This is a genomic window from Streptomyces sp. NPDC089919 (assembly GCF_040684615.1).
In the GTDB taxonomy this organism is placed as follows: Bacteria; Actinomycetota; Actinomycetes; order Streptomycetales; family Streptomycetaceae; genus Streptomyces.
This window is the reverse complement of record NZ_JBFBGK010000145.1, coordinates 1-16,775: the sequence shown is the minus strand read 5'-3', so window position 1 is coordinate 16,775 and position 16,775 is coordinate 1. Positions and strand designations below refer to the sequence as shown.

Here is a 16,775-nt window from a genome sequence, read left to right as displayed (position 1 = left end):
GCAGCCGCCCACCGGTTTCGGGAAGGGGCGGGGAGGGGACAGCTCCGCGCAGCGGCCGGGCCCGTGCCCGGAACCCGCGCCTCAAACGCCGGCGGGGCTGGATGGGCGGGGCCCCCGGCTGAGCCGAAGGCGTCCCCGGCAGAGCGGGGCGCAAAGGGGCGAGTCGAGCCCAGGTATCGGGGCGCCGCCCCGGACCCCGCGCCTCAAACGCCGGCGAGGCTGGAATGCCACTCCACCGGCAAGGCCAAGACGTCCCCGCACCCGCGGGACGCACACGGCGGGCCGGGCCCAGACTTCGGGGCGCCGCCCCGGACCCCGCGCCTCAATCGCCGGCGGGGCTGGAATGCCACTGCACCGGCGAGGCCAAGACGTCCCGCACCAGCCGGACGCAGAGGGCGGCCCCGCGGCCGGCGAGGGCGGCCTCGCGAACCGGGCAAGGGCGGCCCCGCGTACCGGCGGCCCCGCGCCCGGCGAGGGGCGGGGCCGCCGGGGGCTACAGGGCCGGGTCGGGGGTGATGCGGTTGCGGACGGCGGTTTGGACGTCTTCCTCTTCCGCCGGGTCGGCGGCGAGGCGACGGAGCCGGTCGACCACCCGCGCATCGCCGGTCTCGGCGTGCCGCGCCGCGACCTCCCGCGTCGACTCCTCGCAGTCCCACAGGCACTCGACCGCGAAGCCGGCCGCGAAGGACGGGTCGGTGGCGGCGAGCGCCGCCGCGGCCCGGCCGCGCAGGTGCGAGGAGGCGGTCTCGCGGTACACGTGCCGCAGCACCGGCGCCGCACAGGCGATGTGCAGCCGGCCCGCGCCGTCGACCAGCGGCCACAGCGCCGCGGTGTCCGGCCCGTCGGTGCGGACCGCCTCCCGCAGGGCGCCGAGTACCAGGGGCGCGTCGGCCGCCCCGCCGCGGGCGGCGAGCATCCGGCCGGCGGCGGCGCCGAGCGTGTCGGGCCGGTGGACCCAGGACCGGGCCCGGTCCAGGGCCCCCTCGGTCAGCATGCGTTCGAAGGCGGCGACGACCGCGTCGTCCGCGGCGGCGGCCTCGATCAGGTCGAGCACGGCCGGGTTCGCCGGCTCGGCCACGACCAGGTGGTGCAGGGCGGTGGCGCGGGCGGCCGGTCCGCCGGTGGCCGCGGCGGCCAGGATCTGCGGCCGGTCCTCCGCGGTGGCGACGGCGGCCAGACATCGGGCGGCCGGTACGTGCAGCGGGGTGCCCCGGCGCAGGCCCTCCTCGGCCCACTCCAGTACGGCGCCGACGCTCCAGCCGGGCCGGGGCCCGGTCGGGGTCAGCTGGCGCTGCCAGCGGTCGAAGGAGCCCTGCTCGCGGGCCGCGCCGAGGCGGGCGGCGAACTGAGGCAGCTCCTCCCACAGGCGCCAGGGGCGTGGTTCGTACGCGTCGCGGACGGCGGCGGCCAGCCGCGCCTCGCCCTCGGGCGTGGCGGGGAACCGCTCCATGACGGGGGCGCCCAGGGCCCGCAGCCCGGCGTCGTCGTCGCGTACCGCGAGCTCGTCCAGGGCCCAGGACCAGTTGGCCCCGCCGGCGGCGTAGCGGCGCAGCAGCATCAGCGCGTCGTCGCGGCCGTAGGAGGCGAGGTGGCCGAGGACGGACAGGGCGAGACCGGTGCGGTTCTCGTCCTCGTCGAGCAGGTCCTCGGCGTCGAAGAGGTGGGCCTCGATCGCCCCGAGGGGGCCGTTGAGGTCGAGGTAGAGGCGGGCGTAGTACAGGGAGCGGTTCTCGACCTGCCAGTCGTGGCGGGGATCGTGCAGCACGCACTGGTTGAGGGCCGCGAGCGCTTCGGCGCGCGGCGCGGCGAGCGCGTGCAGCGTCCCGTCGCCGCGGCCTCTCTGGAGGAGGCCGAGCAGGGTACCGCTCGGCGCTATGACTGCTTCGAACATGGGAATGGCCTCAAATCAAGCTGTAGACGCGACCGGGAATCGGGATTCACCTGGCCGCGCAACAGCATGTCGGGGCACCCGCAGTCGTCTTCCGCTTGATGTGGACCATCACCTTGAGCCTTTCGTCGTGTCCGGAGCTTCCCCCCGTTGTCGTCGGGTTGTCTTCCCGATCCGACGCCATGATGACCCAGCCTCTTCGCACGCCGCGACCACATTTACGGTCTCCCCTGCGGCGCGCACCCGGGCCGGGGGTCAGGCGGCCCCGAAGAGCACGAGCAGTTCGGCCTTCCCGAACATCCGCGCCGTGTCCACGGCGGACGGCGTGCCCGCGTTCGGGTCGGCGCCGCCTTCGAGGAGGGCGCGGATCACGGCTTCCTCGCCCTTGAAGACGGCTCCGGCCAGCGGGGTCTGGCCCCGGTCGTTGGCCCGGTCGGCCTCGGCGCCGCGGGCCAGCAGGGCGGTGACCGCCTCGGCGTGGCCGTGGTAGGCGGCGAGCATGACGAGCGTGTCGCCGCGGTCGTTGGTGAGGTTCGCCGGGACGCCCGCGTCGACGTAGGCGGCGAGGGCGCCGGCGTCGCCCTGGCGGGCCAGGTCGAAGATCTTGGTGGCCAGTTCGACCACGTCGGCGTCGGGGGCCCCGGCGTCCGCGCCCTGCTCGGGGCGCGCCGCGTTCTCGTCGGTCCCGCTCATCTCAGGTGCCGCCTTTCCACCAGTGCGTTTCCCCAGGCCCGGGCCGGTCCGGGGGCGTACGGCCGCTGCGTCCGTACGAGTGAATCGACAGGGTACTGCCCCGTCGGGGACATGGCCGGACCCGGCCGAGGCAAAGATCACCCGTGGGTGATCGGCCGGCCGCCCGCCGGACCGCCGCTGCACCGGATCCGGTCCGGGCCGCCACTCGAACGCGGCCGGTCAAGTGAAATCACAGCGAATTCACCCGTATGCACCTTTTGTCGCATAGATACTTGCTGTGAGCCTGGAACAACTCATGGTGACTGTCCCCATCAACCAGGAGAACTCCACATGGTTCTGAACATCTCGGGCGTCGTCCTGCTCGGCATCATCTGCTTCCTGTTCTTCAGGAAGGACGGGATGAAGCTGTCGCACGCCTTCGTCTGCGCACTCTTCGGCTTCTTCCTCGCGGGCTCCGCGATCGCCCCGAGCATCACGGCCAGCACCGCGAGCATCGCCTCGCTGCTGGGCGGGATCAAGCTCTGAGCCACCCCGCACACCGCAACACCGGCAGGAACAAATCCAGGAGACGCCCGTGGCCCGGCGACCACTTCCCCGCATCCTCAGCAGCGGCAGCGCTTCACTGGCCCGGGGCCGCGACTTCGCGCGCACGGCCGCCGACAGCGCCACGGACGTCTTCCATCCCCTCCTGACCATCGGGCGCGGCCTGCGGGTGCTCGCCGCCACCGCGCGGCGCCGCTGGACGGACACCCCCAAGGACAAGCGCGGACCCGCGCTCTTCTTGGTGGCCGCCTGCATCCTGGTCGTCGCACTGATGCCGTACGGCCCACTGGTCGCCCTGGGCGCACTGATGGCCGCCGCGGCCTGGCACGGCCGCGACCGCACCCCCGCGCCCACCGGCCCCGGCGAGGCCGAGGCCGAGCGGCTGAGGGCGCTCTACGAAGCCCTGGTCCCCTACTTCGCCCTCGCCGAGGACCCGGCCCCGCTCTTCGCCCACGGCGGCGACTGGGAGAAGGCCTTCAGCCAGTACGCCTTCGACGAGGCGGGCCGCATCAGCCGGCTGCGGATCCGCTATCCCGCGTACTTCACCGACGGCGAGGCGGCCTCCCGGGCCCGGATCGAGCAGTTGCTGCACGCCAAGTCGGGGCGCGGCCGGGAGTACCTCTTCGACTGGGACGAGGAGGGCAACCAGCTCGACCTCAGCGTGCTGCCCCCGCTGCCCACCGGCATCGTCGCGCAGCGCTTCGTCACCGCCCCCGGCGAGCTGGTGCTGGGCGTCACCGACGCCAGCGGGGTCCAGCGCACCCTCCCGGTCCTGGACGGCGAGCAGACCCGGGACGTCCCCCCGGTCGTCTGGCGGACCGGGGCCCGCTCCACCGAGCCGCACCTGCTGGCCGTCGGCCAGCCGGGCAGCGGCACCTCCTCCCTGCTGCGCTCCCTCGCCCTCCAGGCGCTCCAGCACGGCGACGTGCTGGTCGTGGAGGGCGGCGGCACCGGCGAGTACGCCTGCCTGACCGGCCGGGCCGGGGTGCTGGCGGTGGAGTGCGGGCTCACCGGCGCGCTGGCCACGCTGGAGTGGGCCGCGCACGAGACCGAACGGCGGCTGGTCGCCGCCAACCGGGCCCGGCAGGCCGGCCACCCGGCCCCCGAGGACACCCGCCGCCCGCTGTGGCTGCTGCTGGACCGGCCCACCGTGCTGGGCCACCTCGCGCACGCCAACGGCCGCCCGGACCCGCTGGGCCTCCTCGAGGTCCCGCTGCGGCACGGCCGGCCCGCCGGGGTGACGGTGGTGGTCGCGGAGCACTTCGAGAACCTGGAACTGCTGACCGACGCCGTGTACGCGCACACCCGGGCCCGGGTGGTGCTGGGCCCCGCCTCGCTCGCGCAGATCGCCGGCGTCCTTGGCGCGCCGCCGAACACCACCCCGCCGGCGCTGCTGCCGCCGGGCCGGGGGTACGCCCGGCTGGGCACCGGCCCGGTGCACCGGCTCCAGGTCCCGGCCACCCCCGATCCGTACGACGACGCGACCGGGCCGGCGCACCGGGAGGCGGTCATGTCCCTCCTGCCGGAGCGGAAGGGACCGGCCGGCCGGCCGCCGTCCGACGGCATCCCGGCGGGCCGGGAGATCGCGGCCGCCGAGATCGCCGAGGTCAACGCCGTCAAGGGCGGCGTGGAGTAGCCCCGGCCTCAGGCCACGAACGTCCGCGGCGATTCCCCGCTGCCCGGGCCGGCGCCGGCGAGCAGCCGGGTGGCGGCGGCCAGCCGGGCGGCGGCCTCGTCGGCCACCGGGCCGCCCACCGTGAAGGGGAGCCGGACGTAGCCCTCGAAGGCGCCGTCCAGACCGAAGCGCGGACCCGAGGGGACCCGGACGCCGACCCGCTCGCCCACTTCCGCCAGCCTCGAGCCGGACAGGCCGCCGGCCCGGGCCCACAGGGTCAGGCCGCCGCGGGGCACCTCGAACTCCCAGTCCGGCAGCTCCCGGCGGACCGCCGCCACCAGCGCGTCGCGGTTCTCCCGGGCCTGGTCGCGGCGCATCTCCACGGCCTCCGCCCAGCCGCCGGTGTGCATCAGCCAGTTGACCGCCAGCTGCTCCAGCACCGGCGTGCCCAGGTCGGCGTAGGCGCGGGCCGCGACCAGGCTGCGGATCACGTCCGGGGCGGCCCGGACCCAGCCGATCCGCATCCCCGCCCAGAAGGCCTTGCTGGCCGAGCCGACGGTGATCACCGTGCTGCCCGCCGGGTCGAAGGAGCAGACCGGCCGCGGCATCGGGCCGCCCTCCAGGTCCAGCTCGATCATCGTCTCGTCCACGACCAGGACCGTGCCGGCCGAGCGGGCCGACTCGACCAGGGAGCGGCGCTGGTCCTCGTCGGCCAGCGCGCCGGTGGGGTTGTGGAAGTCCGCGACCACGTACGCCAGCCGCGGCACCGCGTCCCGCAGCACCTGGCGCCAGACCGGCAGGTCCCAGCCGCCCAGGCCGTCGGCCATGGCCACCGGCACCAGCCGGGCCCCGGCCGCCCGCATCAGCTGGAGGATGTTGGCGTACGAGGGCGACTCGACGGCCACCCGTTCGCCGCGGCCGGCGAAGAGGTGGCAGATGGCGTCCATCGCGCCCATCGCGCCGGTGGTGACCATGATCTGCTCGGGCATGGTCGGGATGCCCTGCTCGGTGTACCGGTCGGCCAGCATCCGGCGCAGGTTGGGCAGCCCGGCGGGGTAGTCGCCGTGGGTGTGCGCGTACGGCGGCAGCTCCTCCAGCGCGCCCTGGACGGCCCGGGTCAGCCAGGGCTCCGGGGCCGGCAGGGCGGCGCAGCCGAGGTCGATGAGCGAGCCGAGGGACTCGGGCGGCAGCGGCTCCAGGCCCCGGGCGGGCAGCGGGCTGCCGGCCGGTACCGAGGTCCAGCTGCCGGCCCCGCGCCGGGACTCGAGGAAGCCCTCGGCGCGCAGCGCCTCGTACGCGGCGGCGACGGTGGTGCGGCTGACCGCGAGGGCCGTGGCCAGCTCCCGCTCGGCGGGCAGCCGGGCCGCCACCGGCACCCGGCCCTCCAGGACCAGCAGCCGGATCCCGTCGGCCAGGGCCCGGTAGGCGGGGGCCTTGCGGGCGCCCGGGACGGCCGGCTGGGGCTGCTGGGCGGCGAGGTGGCGGGCGAGTTGCGCCGCGCCGACGGCCGAGGTCCACTGCGCCATGCTGTCCGGTCCACCTTTGCGGAATTGGCCCCTGCGGGCGGCGGGCGCCCGGTCCGGGCGGGCCGTGCGGGCCTGATTGGATTGCTTTTCCGCCGCCCAGCCTGCCACGCGCCCTCCCCCGCCCACCACCGCCCTCCCGCACCGCGGCCACCGGCGCCCGCACCCCGCCGTGTTCACCGGTGCGTCGCCGCCGGGAGGGCGGGCGGTGGCGCGCGGGCGGCCGCGGGGATGCATACTGCCGCCGTGACGCACGTACCCCCACGCCATCCGTACCTGGACCACCCCGGTCCGCTCGCCTTCGCCCACCGCGGCGGGGCGGCCGACGGGCTGGAGAACACCGCCGCCGCCTTCCGGCGGGCCGCCGACGCGGGATACCGGTACTTCGAGACCGATGTCCACGCCACCGCCGACGGCAAGCTGGTGGCCTTCCACGACGCCACCCTGGACCGGGTGACCGATTCCGGCGGCCGGATCGCCCGGCTCCCCTGGAGCGAGGTGGCCCGGGCCCGGGTGGCCGGCACGGAGCCGCTGCCGCTCTTCGAGGAGCTGGTCGAGGAGTTCCCCGAGGCCCGCTGGAACATCGACGTCAAGGACGAGTCCGCGCTGCACCCCCTGATCAACCTGATCGCCCGGGCGCGGCTGTGGGACCGGGTCTGCGTCGGGTCGTTCTCGGAGAGCCGGGTGGCCCGGGCGCAGCGGCTGGCCGGTCCCCGGCTGGCGACCTCGTACGGCATGCGGGGCGTGGTCGGGCTGCGGCTGCGCTCGTACGCGATCCCGGCCGCGCTGCGGGTGGGGGCGGTGGCCGCGCAGGTGCCCGAGACGCAGTCCGGGATCCGGGTGGTTGACCGGCGCTTCGTGAAGACGGCGCACGACCGGGGCCTGCAGGTTCACGTCTGGACCGTGAACGAACCGCAACGTATGGAGGCTCTCCTGGACCTGGGTGTCGATGGCATCATGACCGACCGGATCGACATCTTGCGCACGGTGCTGGACCAGCGCGGGGCCTGGGCCTGACCGGCCCGCCGCGCCCCCTCGCGGGTCACGCCCTCCCGCGCGTGACGGGACTTGAGGGGGCACCGGTGAGTGCACAGACCACGGAAGAGGCCGAGGGGCCCGCGGAGGACGCCGCGGCCCGGGCCGCGGAGCGCCGCCGCGAGCAGCACGGCTGGTACTTCTACGACTTCGCCTGCTCGGTCTACTCGACCAGCGTGCTGACGGTGTTCCTCGGGCCGTACCTGACGGCCGTCGCCAAGGCGGCCGCGGACGCGCAGGGGTACGTGCACCCGCTGGGCATCCCGGTGCGGGCCGGTTCCTTCTTCGCGTACGCGGTGTCCGCCTCGGTGATCACGGCGGTCCTGGTGATGCCGCTGGTGGGCGCGGCGGCGGACCGGTCGGGGCGCAAGAAGCCGCTGCTCGCGGCGGCCGCGTACACCGGCGCCGCGGCGACCACCGCGATGTTCTTCCTGGGCGGGGAGCGCTACCTGCTGGGCGGCTTCCTGCTGATCGTGGCCAATGCCTCGCTGTCGGTCTCGATGGTGCTCTACAACGCCTACCTGCCGCAGATCGCGGAGCCTGACGAGCGGGACACCGTCTCCTCGCGCGGCTGGGCCTTCGGGTACACCTCCGGGGCGTTCGTGCTGGTGCTCAACCTGGTGCTGTTCCAGGGGCACGACTCCTTCGGCCTGACCGAGGGCGCCGCGGTGCGGATCTGCCTGGCCTCGGCCGGTCTGTGGTGGGGCGCCTTCGCGATCATCCCGCTGAAGCGGCTGCGGGACCGGGCGGTGGTGCGCCACGCCGTGCCGGGCGGCGCCGCCTCCGGCTGGAAGCAGCTGATCGCCACGCTCAAGGACATGCGCCGGCACCCGCTGACACTGGCGTTCCTGCTGGCGTACCTGATCTACAACGACGGCATCCAGACCGTGATCTCGCAGGCCTCGGTGTACGGCTCGGAGGAGCTGGACCTGAGCCAGTCCACCCTGATCGTGGCGGTGCTGCTGGTGCAGGTGCTGGCGGTGGCCGGGGCGCTGGGGATGGGGCGGCTGGCCCGTTCGTACGGCGCGAAGCGGACCATCCTCGGCTCGCTGGTGGCCTGGACCTTCACCCTGGCGGCCGGTTTCTTCCTGCCGTCCGGGGCGCCGGTGGCCTTCTTCCTGCTCGCCTCGATGATCGGGCTGGTGCTCGGCGGCAGCCAGGCGCTCTCCCGGTCGCTCTTCTCGCACCTGGTGCCGGCCGGGAAGGAGGCCGAGTACTTCTCGGCGTACGAGATGAGCGACCGCGGGGTGAGCTGGGTCGGGCCGCTGGTTTTCGGTCTGACCTATCAGGTGACCGGGAGCTACCGGGATGCGATCATCTCGCTCGTGGCCTTCTTCGCACTGGGGTTCGTGCTGCTCGCACGGGTGCCCGTACGGGAGGCCGTGGCCGCGGCCGGAAACCCGGTTCCGGACCGGATTTAGACGTCGAAGTCAAAGGCCGGTAGTGTACGCCTTTGGCCTGCCAGGCGGACCGTTACTGCGTGCTCATAAAATGAAAACGTTGGGTGACATCTGCTGCCAGATGTGACAAAACGGGCATTGGTGGGTACAACAAGGGGCGGCACGACGGGCGACGCACGACCCGGAGCGGGAATCTATACCGCCGACCGGACGTTGACCGGATGACGACGACAGCGACACCTGTCCTGTGGGCGACAAGCCCGGGAGGCACGATTCATGAGTGAGCGAGCTCTCCGCGGCACGCGGCTCGTGGTTACCAGCTACGAGACGGACCGCGGCATCGATCTGGCCCCGCGCCAGGCGGTGGAGTACGCATGCCAGAACGGACATCGTTTTGAGATGCCGTTCTCGGTTGAGGCGGACATTCCGCCGGAGTGGGAGTGCAAGGCGTGCGGCGCCGTGGCACTCCTGGTGGACGGGGACGGGCCCGAAGAGAAGAAGGGCAAGCCCGCGCGCACGCACTGGGACATGCTCATGGAGCGGCGAACCCGCGAAGAGCTGGAAGAGGTACTGGCCGAGCGTCTGGCCGTACTGCGTTCCGGTGCCATGAACATCGCGGTGCACCCGCGGGACAGCCGCAAGTCCGCGTAACAGCGCGTACTGCTACACGAGCCGGGGGCCGTGCCACTCAGGGTGGCACGGCCCCCGGCTCGTCGGCATGTCCGGGCACAGCTCACCGCCGTGCCCGGACACGCCTCGTCAGCAAGCCCCGGACACGCGAGGATGCCCCGGCCGGTTCGCCCGGCCGGGGCATCCTCGTGTCTTGGGCGATCAGGGGGTCAGGGGCGGCCGCCCGGCGTCGTACCCGCCCCCGGCCGGGCCGCCGGGGCGGTCCTCCCGGATGACCTCGCCCTGGACGACCTTGCCGTCCGGATAGTGGATCCGGGCCTGCTGGAAGGCGTCACCGAAGGAGCCCGGGGCGGCGGCCGACATCCGGCGCTCCAGGGAGCGGGAGGCCAGCCTGCCGATCCGCTCGCGCACCCCCGGGACCAGGCAGAGCAGTCCGACCACGTCGGAGATCAGGCCGGGCACCATCAGGAGCAGGCCGCCGAGCATGGTGAGGCCGTTGCCGCTGCCCGCGCCGGGCGCCGGGGCCGCCGGCATCCCGCCGGGGCCGGCCTGGGCCTGCTGGAGGCCGTCCCGCAGGGAGCGGAAGGCCCGCCGGCCGGCCCGCTTGATCACCACCGCGCCGAGCACGATGCCGCCGGCCAGCAGGGCGAAGACGGTGAAGCCGCCGGCCGCCGAGCCGACCAGGGTCAGCAGCCAGATCTCGAGGATCACCCACGCGGCCACCGCCAGGGGCAGGAAGGTGCGCACCCGGGAGCGCTGGGGGGCCGTCGGGGAGGGAACGCCGCTCATCATGCCCCCAGTGTGCCCGGACGGCCGCCAAAACGGCGTAAGGGCCGGGTAGGGCCCCCGCGCGGGGGCCCCGGCCCGGCTCAGTCGCGCTCGGAGCGGCCCAGCAGCTTGTTCGTGCGGGTGCCCAGGCCCCAGGCGGTGACCCGCCACAGCGCCTCGACCACGATGTCCCGGCTCATCTTGCTGTCGCCGAACTCGCGCTCGACGAAGGTGATCGGCACCTCCACCACGTGGAAGCCGGCCTCCACCGCGCGCCGGGCCAGGTCGACCTGGAAGCAGTAGCCCTGCGAGGCGACCTGGTCCAGGCCCAGCCCCTCCAGGGTCTCCTTGCGGAAGGCCCGGTAGCCGCCGGTGACGTCCCGGATGGGCACGTCCAGCATCAGCCGGGAGTAGGTGCTGCCGCCGCGGGAGAGCAGCTTGCGGTGGGCCGGCCAGTTCACCACCCGGCCGCCGGGCACCCAGCGCGAGCCGAGCACCAGGTCGGCGCCCTTGAGGGCGGTCAGCAGCCGGGGCAGTTCCTCGGGCTGGTGGGAGCCGTCGGCGTCCATCTCGATCAGCACGCCGTAGCCGTGCTCGATGCCCCACCGGAAGCCGGCGAGGTAGGCCGCGCCGAGCCCTTCCTTGCCCTTGCGGTGCAGGACCTGGACGTGGTCGTCCTCGGCCGCGATCTCGTCGGCGATCTTGCCGGTGCCGTCCGGGCTGTTGTCGTCCGCGACGAGGACGTGCGCCTCGGGGACCGCCGCGCGGACGCGGGAGACGATCGGCCTGATGTTCTCCGCCTCGTTGTAGGTCGGAATGATCACCAGGGCCGTGCCGAGCGGTCCGTACCGCCGCTCACCGCCGTCACTCACTGAATCCCCTATCGCGTCCGTTCACAGGTACCCACCTTAGCGAGGCGGGGAAGGGGATCTGCGGATCGGGGCCCGGAGTCCTTCGGGCCGGTCCGGCTCCCGCCGGCTGCGGGCGGCCGAGACCGTTGTCTACTGGACGGCGGGCCCCACCCGGGTCGCACCCCTCCGGCCGGCGAAACCTTCCCTCGCTCCCGAGGCGCGGGCGCGCGGTACGTACGGGTTCGTCCGGTACGGACGTCCTGTGGTGGACGCCGCAGAACCTACCCGGGGACCTCAGTCGGCTGTCAACACCGGTCCGACCTGCGCCTTCGCGGTGAAAGTCCAGGTCAGCGGCACGGTCCGGGCCGAGCAGGCCCGGCCCGGACGCACCTTCGATCGGCGGAACGCAGCCGCCCGGATCACCCCTGTGGCCGTACGTACACCGTCCGTCCGCCGACCACCGTCGCCAGGCACTCGGGCAGGTCCCGGCCGGGGGTGAGGTCGGGCAGCCCGGGGGTGCCGGAGCGGGGGTCGGTGGACCAGCGGGCCACCCGGTCGTCGGGGGCCTGCACCACCAGTTCGTCGGTCCGCCAGAGGGCGTAGTCGGCGGGCGCGCCCGGCACGAGGACGCCGGCGTCGTCGCGGCCCAGCGCCCGCCAGCCGCCGCGGGTGTGCGCGGTGAAGGCGGCCCGGACCGAGATCCGGTGCTCGGGGGTGCGGTGGAAGGCGGCCGCCCGGACCGTGCCCCACGGGTCGAGGGGGGTGACCGGGGCGTCCGAGCCGAAGGCCAGGGGCACCCCGGCGCGCAGCATCGCGGCGTAGGGGTTGAGGGTGCGGGCCCGCTCGGCACCCAGCCGTTCGGCGTACATCCCCTCCTCGCCGCCCCAGTAGGCGTCGAAGGCGGGCTGGACGGAGGCGGTGAGGCCGAGCTCGGCGAAGGCGGCGATGGTGGCCGGGGTCATCATCTCGGCGTGCTCGACGCGGTGCCGGGCGGCCCGGATCCGCTCGATGCCGACCTTCTCGGCGGCGGCCCGGATGCCGTCCACCACGGAGGCCACGGCGGCGTCGCCGATGGCGTGGAAACCGGCCTGGAGGCCCGCCTCGGTGCAGGCGGCGACGTGCTCGGCGACGTCGGCGGCGGTCAGGTAGGCGGTGCCGGTGTGGGCACCGTCCGCGTAGGGGGCGTGCAGGCAGGCGGTGTGCGAGCCGAGGGCGCCGTCGACGAACAGGTCCCCGGCGGCGCCGACGGCGCCGAGCTCGCGGGCGGCCTCGACGTCGCGTTCGGCCCAGTAGCCGTGGACCCGGGGGCCGGCCTCGGCGGCGGCCAGGGCGAGCAGGCCGGTGAAGTCCTCGGCCGAGGAGATCTCGGGGCCCCCGCATTCGTGGAGCGAGCCGATGCCGAGGGCGGCGGCCCGGTGCCGGGCGGCCCGCTGGGCCTCGGTGCGCTGGGCGGGGCCGACCGCCGCCAAGGCGGCGGCGCGGACGGCGTGGTGGGCGTCGCGGGTCAGGGGCGCCCCGGCGTCGAAGCCGGTGCGCGCCCGGATGCCGGGTACCAGGTCCAGCAGGGCCGTGGTGACCACGGCGGAGTGGACGTCGATCCGGGAGAGGTAGAGGGGCCGGCCGCCGGTCGCCTCGTCCAGCTCCTCGCGGTGCGGGGCCCGCCGCTCGGGCCAGCGGGCCGCGTCCCAGCCGTGGCCGAGCAGCACCCGGTCCTCCGGCCGGGCCCGCGCGTGGTCGCGTACGAGCTCCAGGGCGCGGGTCAGGCTGGGGGCGTCGGACAGGTCGAGCCCGGTCAGGGCGAGTCCGGTGGAGGTGGCGTGCACGTGGGCGTCGGTGAACGCCGGGGTGACCAGGGCGCCGTCCAGGTCGACGATCTCGTCGGCCCCGTCGGCGAAGGCGTCGGCGGCGCCCTCCGAACCGACCCAGGCGATGTGCCCGCGCTCGACCACCATCGCGGTGGCGAAGGGATCGGCGGGGCTGTGCACCTCGCCTCGGCGCAGCAGGATGGTGCGGAGGGGGTCGTCTGCGGGGGTCTCCGCGGGGGCGGTCGCGCGCTCGGTCATGGGGAACAGTCTCGCGCCTTCGTGGGGCACGGACGTCCGCGGGGTGGTTCGTCGCCGCCGGGCGGGCCGGACGGGGCCGTGGTGCCGGGGCGGCGGTCCTGCGGGGCGGGACGCGGGTCAGATGCGGGGCGGGCGGGATTCGTAGGGGGTGGACAGGACCACGGTGGTGCGGGTGGACACCCCCGCGAGGGCCCGCAGCCGGCCCAGCAGGTCCTCCAGTTCGAGCGGCGTCGAGACCCGCACCTTGAGGATGTAGTTCTCGTCGCCCGCCACGCTGTGGCAGGCCTCGATCTCGGGCACTCCGGCCAGCCGCTCGGCGATGTCGTCCGGCGCGCTGGGGTCGAAGGGCTTCACCGAGATGAAGGCCGTCAGGGGCAGCCCGACGGCCTCGGGGTCGACCACCGCCGCGTAGCCGCGGATCACTCCGCGCTGCTCCAGGCGGCGTACTCGCTGGTGGACCGCCGACGTCGACAGGCCGGTGGCCTTGCCCAGGTCGGTGTAGCTCATCCGCCCGTCCTTGACGAGCAGATCAACGATCTGCCGGTCCAGCTCCTCCATTGCACTCATAGCGGCCCAACCTATGTCCCCGGGGCAGTTCAGGCACAGTGGCGGCGGGCCGGAAGAGGCACCTGCGGCGGGCATGTGACCAATGCCACAAGGGTATGGAGGTCTACGCCGGGGTGTCGTGGTTACTCGTGCCGCGTGGCGGGAAGTGCTTGCTGTGGCCGAGGCCCTGAACTGTCTGCCCGGCCCACCCAAGGGGGAGTACATCCATGCCGAACATGAAGCGCGCCGGCCGCACCGAGCCGGAGCCCCTCGATATCGACTTCGCCGCGGAGCCCGTGGACGAGGACGCCGAGGGCTACGAAGCCTTCGAGTCCTTCGACATCCACCACGCGAACTGCCCCGACTGCGGCCAGTCGATCGCGCTGGTGGCCGATGAGGAGTTCTTGCCGGAGCACGCGCTGTGCCCCTCGCCGTGGAACCCGTTCGGGCTCACCGTCTGCCCCGGGACCGGCCGGCCGGCCGCCGAGGCGCAGCCGGCCGGGCAGCTCGAGGACGCGCGCGAGCTGGAGCCGGTCGTGATGCTGTCGCTGCCGCAGGGCCTGGACTGGCGGACGCAGCCCTTCTCGCACGTCGGCGGTCCGGGCTCGCGTCCGGTCAGGATGGTGCTGCCGCAGATGCGCCAGCACGTCCAGGCGGCCTGACGGCCCGTCGGTTCACCCTCCGTCGGTTCCCCAGTAGCTCCCCTGCACCATGGCGGCCAGGCTGGCGTGGTGCAGGATGAGGCCGTCCGGTTCGGCGGGGACCTCGACCTCGCCGAAGTGGGCCTGCCGGTAGGCGATCCGGAGCATCACGATCGCGTGCCGCAGCGCCGCGTAGAGGGTGTGGAACTCCATGTCGCGCGGGGTGTGGCCGGTGAGTTCGGCGTACCGGGCCTCGATGTCGGCGCGGCGCAGGAAGTCCGGCAGGCCGGCCTGGCCGAAGCCGACGGTCAGGTCCTGGAAGAAGCGGTGCAGGTAGACCGTCCACCCCAGGTCCACCTCGCGCGGGGCCAGGGCGGCCATCTCCCAGTCGAGCACGGCGGCCGGCTCGAAGCCGTCGTACACGACGTTGCCGATGCGGGCGTCGCCCCAGTTGAGGACCGCGGGGCCCTCGTCGGCGGGCCACAGCTCCTCGAGCCGGGCGAAGGCCCGCTCGATCAGCGGTGACCGGGCGAGGTCCGCCACCACCCATTCGTAGTAGGCGCGTTGGGCGTCGACATGGCGGCGCAGCGGACTGCCCTCGCCGTCGGGGAGCAGGAACTCCGCTTCTTTCGGCGGGAATTGGTCGTGCAGCCGGGCGAGCAGCGAGATGCTGGCCTCCTGGAGCCGGGCGCGTTCGGCGTCGGTGGCGGCGTGCAGCCAGTTGCCCTCGTAGGTGTAGGGCATGACGTCGGGCGGTACCCGGCCCTCGGCGCGGGCCATCACGAAGAACGGCGCCCCGAGCGGCCCGGGGTCCTCCTCCAGCCAGCGCACCGCCGGCACCGGCACGTCCGTGTGCCGGGCGACCAGGCTCATCACCCGGTACTGGCGCGGCATGTCGTAGGTGGGGAAGACGGTGTACGCCGCCGGGTCCGCGGCCAGCCGCAGGGCGCAGGCCCGCAGCGGGGTGTCGGGGTGCTCGATGTCGAAGAGCAGGGTCTCGCTGGACATGCCGTTGGAGCCGGGCACGGACACTCCGGTGACCGCGGCGCCGGGCAGCTCCCGGTCGAGCCAGGCGGAGAGCCGGCGGCCCAGTTCCTCGGGGTCGCGGGTGGAGGTACGGGGGCGGGGCGCGTCTGCCATGGGTGCCTCTCTGTTCGGATGTCGTCTGCTCGCGGGGCCGACGGGGCGGGACCGGAGGGTGTCGTCAGGGGGCGACCGAGTCGTAGCCGGTGAAGCCACTGGGGTCGTGGCGGCCGAAGCTGCCGTGCTCGAAGATGCCGTGGCCGATCCGCCCGTCGAGGGTGAAGCGGGCGGCGTGGTCGGTGACGCCGTATCCGGCCATGGGGTGGGCGGCCGGGTCGGAGAGGTCGTAGACGCGGCGGTCGGTCCAGCCTCGGCCCTGCCAGCTGCCGTGCTGCCAGTCGGTGGCGGGCGGGTAGCCGGCGCCGACGGCCAGCGGCGAGGAGGTCAGCACCTCGACGCCGAGTTCGAGTGGCTTGCGGGCGGGGTCGCTGAGGTGGATGACGGCGCGCTCGGGGTGCCGGCTGCCGGAGCGGTAGCTGATGTCCGCGTGCGGCCAGCCGAGTTGGACGTCGGGGCGGCCGGCGGACTCCGGGTGCACCAGCAGGGCGTCGTTGAGGGTGCGGTGGCCGTCGGCGTCCTCCTGGACGACGACCATCACGAAGCGGTCCTCGAAGACGGCCGGGACCCAGAGCCAGTGGAAGCCCTCGGGGGTGTGCTCGGCGGCCGCCCGGCCGCCCTCCTCGCCGGGCAGCGGCCGCACGCCCCAGCTGCGGTCCCGGGTGCCGGTCCACTCCCCCGGCGCCAGCCGGACCTCGTCGCCCTTGGCGCGGAGCCGGCCGGCGACGGTGCCGGCCTGGACGAAGCGGCGGCCCTCCAGCATCAGCCGGTCCCCGCGCCGCTGGACGTGGTGCGGCTCCCAGACGGCGGGGAAAGCCGCGGTCCAGGTGATGTCGAAGGAGAGGCCGTCGGGGTCGGCCGGGTCGGGGTCGCACTGGACGGTGAGCCGCTTGAGGGGTTCGTCGACCTTGATCCGCAGCGGGCCCACGGAGAGGTCCGTCCGGTCGTCGCCGAGGGCGTCCGAGGCCCGGACGGCGAGAAGTTCGTCCCCCAGCCGCAGGGTCGCGTACGCGTCGATGACCCCGGTGTTGGGGTACACGCCGAGGCCGAGGATGAGCAGGGCCCGGCCGGCGTGGTCGAAGACGTGGAAGATGCACCGGTCGTAGGCGTTGCGGTCGCCGGTGGCGACGTACTTCATGGACAACGGCACCTGGTGGATGGGGTATTCGTCAAGGGCGACGGGACGGTCCACGGGCATGGCAAACCTCCTGGGCACGGCCGGGCGGGGAGATATGACGGTACGTCAGAAACCGCCCCCGGACCATACTCGTGTCACCCACTGACAGAAAAGGCACCCCTGGTCCAGGCCTTGGGCGGGCGCCCTGCCCGTACGCGTGCCGCGGGCGGTCGGGATGTGTGGGGAGCGCCGCTTGACGGGGGTGGCAGGCTGGTCCGGAGGCAGGCCCGGGCCTGGGATGGCCCGGAGGGCCACGGCGAAG

At 74.3% G+C, this 16,775-nt stretch carries 15 protein-coding genes; 6 read left to right on the top strand and 9 right to left on the bottom strand.

The genetic code is table 11. The annotated features are described in order from the left end of the window. Window positions 1-493: 493 nt before the first annotated feature. Entirely contained in the window at window positions 494-1,891 is a 1,398-nt protein-coding gene (locus AB0O40_RS34860) for a HEAT repeat domain-containing protein (protein ID WP_365049742.1), read from the bottom strand. Window positions 1,892-2,143: 252 nt separating this feature from the next. Continuing rightward, window positions 2,144-2,581, bottom strand: a complete 438-nt coding sequence (locus AB0O40_RS34855) for an ankyrin repeat domain-containing protein (RefSeq protein ID WP_365049740.1) — start codon at window positions 2,579-2,581, stop codon at window positions 2,144-2,146. A 330-nt stretch (window positions 2,582-2,911) separates the two neighbouring features. Between AB0O40_RS34855 and AB0O40_RS34850 the strand changes: the two genes are divergently transcribed. After that, a complete protein-coding gene (locus AB0O40_RS34850) occupies window positions 2,912-3,106 on the top strand; it encodes a hypothetical protein (protein WP_226733415.1) in 195 nt (64 codons plus the stop codon). 49 nt (window positions 3,107-3,155) lie between these two features. Then, entirely contained in the window at window positions 3,156-4,760 is a 1,605-nt protein-coding gene (locus AB0O40_RS34845) for a hypothetical protein (protein ID WP_365049738.1), read from the top strand. An 8-nt stretch (window positions 4,761-4,768) separates the two neighbouring features. On the opposite strand, the gene AB0O40_RS34840 is transcribed toward AB0O40_RS34845, so the two are convergent. Then, a complete protein-coding gene (locus AB0O40_RS34840) occupies window positions 4,769-6,265 on the bottom strand; it encodes a PLP-dependent aminotransferase family protein (RefSeq protein ID WP_365049737.1) in 1,497 nt (498 codons plus the stop codon). Window positions 6,266-6,493: 228 nt separating this feature from the next. Between AB0O40_RS34840 and AB0O40_RS34835 the strand changes: the two genes are divergently transcribed. The 3 genes from AB0O40_RS34835 to AB0O40_RS34825 all read left to right on the top strand — a co-directional run bounded on the left by AB0O40_RS34835 (window position 6,494) and on the right by AB0O40_RS34825 (window position 9,348). Continuing rightward, a complete protein-coding gene (locus tag AB0O40_RS34835; RefSeq protein WP_365049735.1) occupies window positions 6,494-7,279 on the top strand; it encodes a glycerophosphodiester phosphodiesterase in 786 nt (261 codons plus the stop codon). Between the two features lie 65 nt (window positions 7,280-7,344). Then, on the top strand, window positions 7,345-8,718 hold the full coding sequence (locus tag AB0O40_RS34830) for an MFS transporter (RefSeq protein WP_365049733.1): 1,374 nt from the start codon (window positions 7,345-7,347) through the stop codon (window positions 8,716-8,718). Between the two features lie 255 nt (window positions 8,719-8,973). Beyond that, a complete protein-coding gene (locus AB0O40_RS34825) occupies window positions 8,974-9,348 on the top strand; it encodes an RNA polymerase-binding protein RbpA (protein ID WP_365049731.1) in 375 nt (124 codons plus the stop codon). Between the two features lie 180 nt (window positions 9,349-9,528). On the opposite strand, the gene fxsA is transcribed toward AB0O40_RS34825, so the two are convergent. From fxsA to AB0O40_RS34805, 4 genes are all read right to left on the bottom strand, one after another. Further along, a complete protein-coding gene (fxsA, locus tag AB0O40_RS34820; RefSeq protein ID WP_365049729.1) occupies window positions 9,529-10,119 on the bottom strand; it encodes an FxsA family membrane protein in 591 nt (196 codons plus the stop codon). Between the two features lie 77 nt (window positions 10,120-10,196). Beyond that, entirely contained in the window at window positions 10,197-10,967 is a 771-nt protein-coding gene (locus AB0O40_RS34815) for a polyprenol monophosphomannose synthase (protein WP_365049728.1), read from the bottom strand. Between the two features lie 398 nt (window positions 10,968-11,365). Continuing rightward, a complete protein-coding gene (locus AB0O40_RS34810; RefSeq protein WP_365049726.1) occupies window positions 11,366-13,009 on the bottom strand; it encodes an amidohydrolase in 1,644 nt (547 codons plus the stop codon). A 117-nt stretch (window positions 13,010-13,126) separates the two neighbouring features. Beyond that, complete coding sequence (locus AB0O40_RS34805) at window positions 13,127-13,567, bottom strand: Lrp/AsnC family transcriptional regulator (RefSeq protein WP_365049743.1); 441 nt, start codon at window positions 13,565-13,567, stop codon at window positions 13,127-13,129. 215 nt (window positions 13,568-13,782) lie between these two features. Between AB0O40_RS34805 and AB0O40_RS34800 the strand changes: the two genes are divergently transcribed. After that, on the top strand, window positions 13,783-14,217 hold the full coding sequence (locus AB0O40_RS34800) for a hypothetical protein (RefSeq protein ID WP_365049725.1): 435 nt from the start codon (window positions 13,783-13,785) through the stop codon (window positions 14,215-14,217). A 12-nt stretch (window positions 14,218-14,229) separates the two neighbouring features. Here the strand turns inward: AB0O40_RS34800 and AB0O40_RS34795 are convergent, their stop codons facing one another. Continuing rightward, the gene (locus AB0O40_RS34795) at window positions 14,230-15,336 is read right to left on the bottom strand and encodes a phosphotransferase family protein (protein WP_365049724.1); all 1,107 of its coding nucleotides are present in this window, start codon (window positions 15,334-15,336) and stop codon (window positions 14,230-14,232) included. 64 nt (window positions 15,337-15,400) lie between these two features. Beyond that, window positions 15,401-16,534: a hypothetical protein gene (locus AB0O40_RS34790; protein ID WP_365049723.1), complete on the bottom strand. Its 1,134-nt coding sequence runs from the start codon at window positions 16,532-16,534 to the stop codon at window positions 15,401-15,403. Window positions 16,535-16,775: the final 241 nt, after the last annotated feature.

Coding starts and splice junctions, on each gene's coding strand:
- AB0O40_RS34860 (WP_365049742.1), bottom strand. CDS start 1,891: ATGTTCGAAGCAGTCATAGCGCCGAGCGGTACCCTGCTCGGCCTCCTC.
- AB0O40_RS34795 (WP_365049724.1), bottom strand. CDS start 15,336: ATGGCAGACGCGCCCCGCCCCCGTACCTCCACCCGCGACCCCGAGGAA.
- AB0O40_RS34800 (WP_365049725.1), top strand. CDS start 13,783: ATGCCGAACATGAAGCGCGCCGGCCGCACCGAGCCGGAGCCCCTCGAT.
- AB0O40_RS34840 (WP_365049737.1), bottom strand. CDS start 6,265: ATGGCGCAGTGGACCTCGGCCGTCGGCGCGGCGCAACTCGCCCGCCAC.
- AB0O40_RS34810 (WP_365049726.1), bottom strand. CDS start 13,009: ATGACCGAGCGCGCGACCGCCCCCGCGGAGACCCCCGCAGACGACCCC.
- AB0O40_RS34805 (WP_365049743.1), bottom strand. CDS start 13,567: ATGGAGGAGCTGGACCGGCAGATCGTTGATCTGCTCGTCAAGGACGGG.
- fxsA (WP_365049729.1), bottom strand. CDS start 10,119: ATGATGAGCGGCGTTCCCTCCCCGACGGCCCCCCAGCGCTCCCGGGTG.
- AB0O40_RS34855 (WP_365049740.1), bottom strand. CDS start 2,581: ATGAGCGGGACCGACGAGAACGCGGCGCGCCCCGAGCAGGGCGCGGAC.
- AB0O40_RS34790 (WP_365049723.1), bottom strand. CDS start 16,534: ATGCCCGTGGACCGTCCCGTCGCCCTTGACGAATACCCCATCCACCAG.
- AB0O40_RS34825 (WP_365049731.1), top strand. CDS start 8,974: ATGAGTGAGCGAGCTCTCCGCGGCACGCGGCTCGTGGTTACCAGCTAC.
- AB0O40_RS34850 (WP_226733415.1), top strand. CDS start 2,912: ATGGTTCTGAACATCTCGGGCGTCGTCCTGCTCGGCATCATCTGCTTC.
- AB0O40_RS34835 (WP_365049735.1), top strand. CDS start 6,494: ATGCATACTGCCGCCGTGACGCACGTACCCCCACGCCATCCGTACCTG.